This is a genomic window from Streptomyces sp. NPDC047085 (assembly GCF_040643735.1).
Classification (GTDB): Bacteria; Actinomycetota; Actinomycetes; order Streptomycetales; family Streptomycetaceae; genus Streptomyces.
Map to the genome: position 1 here is coordinate 1 of NZ_JBEYUW010000035.1, position 2,362 is coordinate 2,362.

Here is a 2,362-nt window from a genome sequence, read left to right on the forward strand (position 1 = left end):
TTTAGTAGCACGCTCAAGACCCGAAGCGGAGTGATCTAGCCATGGGCAGGTTGAAGCGGAGGTAAGACTTCGTGGAGGACCGAACCCACCAGGGTTGAAAACCTGGGGGATGACCTGTGGTTAGGGGTGAAAGGCCAATCAAACTCCGTGATAGCTGGTTCTCCCCGAAATGCATTTAGGTGCAGCGTCGTGTGTTTCTTGCCGGAGGTAGAGCACTGGATAGGCGATGGGCCCTACCGGGTTACTGACCTTAGCCAAACTCCGAATGCCGGTAAGTGAGAGCGCGGCAGTGAGACTGTGGGGGATAAGCTCCATGGTCGAGAGGGAAACAGCCCAGAGCATCGACTAAGGCCCCTAAGCGTACGCTAAGTGGGAAAGGATGTGGAGTCGCACAGACAACCAGGAGGTTGGCTTAGAAGCAGCCACCCTTGAAAGAGTGCGTAATAGCTCACTGGTCTAGTGATTCCGCGCCGACAATGTAGCGGGGCTCAAGCGTACCGCCGAAGTCGTGTCATTGCAGCGTATAGCCCCAACGGGTGCTGTGATGGGTAGGGGAGCGTCGTCTGCCGGGTGAAGCGGCACTGGAAGGTAGTCGTGGACGGTTGACGAGTGAGAATGCAGGCATGAGTAGCGATACAAACGTGAGAAACGTTTGCGCCGATTGACTAAGGGTTCCTGGGTCAAGCTGATCTGCCCAGGGTAAGTCGGGACCTAAGGCGAGGCCGACAGGCGTAGTCGATGGATAACCGGTTGATATTCCGGTACCCGCTGTGAAGCGTCAAACATCGAACCAGGCGATGCTAAGTCCGTGAAGCCGCCCCGGAGCCTTCGGGCAAAGGGGAGTGGTGGAGCCGACGAACCAGACTTGCAGTAGGTGAGTGATGGGGTGACGCAGGAAGGTAGTCCATCCCGGGCGGTGGTTGTCCCGGGGTAAGGGTGTAGGACGCTGTCTAGGCAAATCCGGACAGCACAAGTCTGAGACCTGATGCCGAGCCGATTGTGGTGAAGTGGATGATCCTATGCTGTCGAGAAAAGCCTCTAGCGAGTTTCATGGCGGCCCGTACCCTAAACCGACTCAGGTGGTCAGGTAGAGAATACCGAGGCGTTCGGGTGAACTATGGTTAAGGAACTCGGCAAAATGCCCCCGTAACTTCGGGAGAAGGGGGGCCAGCTCTGGTGAGAGGACTTGCTCCTCGAGCTGGGGGTGGCCGCAGAGACCAGCGAGAAGCGACTGTTTACTAAAAACACAGGTCCGTGCGAAGCCGTAAGGCGATGTATACGGACTGACGCCTGCCCGGTGCTGGAACGTTAAGGGGACCGGTTAGCTCACTTTCGGGTGGGCGAAGCTGAGAACTTAAGCGCCAGTAAACGGCGGTGGTAACTATAACCATCCTAAGGTAGCGAAATTCCTTGTCGGGTAAGTTCCGACCTGCACGAATGGCGTAACGACTTCTCGACTGTCTCAACCATAGGCCCGGTGAAATTGCACTACGAGTAAAGATGCTCGTTTCGCGCAGCAGGACGGAAAGACCCCGGGACCTTTACTACAGTTTGATATTGGTGTTCGGTTCGGCTTGTGTAGGATAGCTGGGAGACTGTGAAGCAGGCACGCCAGTGTTTGTGGAGTCGTCGTTGAAATACCAGTCTGGTCGTGCTGGATGTCTAACCTGGGTCCGTGATCCGGATCAGGGACAGTGTCTGATGGGTAGTTTAACTGGGGCGGTTGCCTCCTAAAGGGTAACGGAGGCGCCCAAAGGTTCCCTCAGCCTGGTTGGCAATCAGGTGTTGAGTGTAAGTGCACAAGGGAGCTTGACTGTGAGACCGACGGGTCGAGCAGGGACGAAAGTCGGGACTAGTGATCCGGCGGTGGCTTGTGGAAGCGCCGTCGCTCAACGGATAAAAGGTACCCCGGGGATAACAGGCTGATCTTCCCCAAGAGTCCATATCGACGGGATGGTTTGGCACCTCGATGTCGGCTCGTCGCATCCTGGGGCTGGAGTCGGTCCCAAGGGTTGGGCTGTTCGCCCATTAAAGCGGTACGCGAGCTGGGTTTAGAACGTCGTGAGACAGTTCGGTCCCTATCCGCTGTGCGCGTAGGAGTCTTGAGAAGGGCTGTCCCTAGTACGAGAGGACCGGGACGGACGAACCTCTGGTGTGCCAGTTGTTCTGCCAAGGGCATGGCTGGTTGGCTACGTTCGGGAGGGATAACCGCTGAAAGCATCTAAGCGGGAAGCCTGCTTCGAGATGAGGACTCCCACCCACTTGATGGGGTAAGGCTCCCAGTAGACGACTGGGTTGATAGGCCGGATCTGGAAGCACGGTAACGTGTGGAGGTGACCGGTACTAATAGGCCGAGGGCTTG

General features: G+C 56.8%; 1 rRNA gene. It reads left to right on the forward strand.

The features are described from left to right. A 23S ribosomal RNA gene (locus tag ABZ865_RS41965) occupies positions 1 to 2,361 on the forward strand; the annotation flags it as partial. Position 2,362 lies beyond the last annotated feature (1 nt).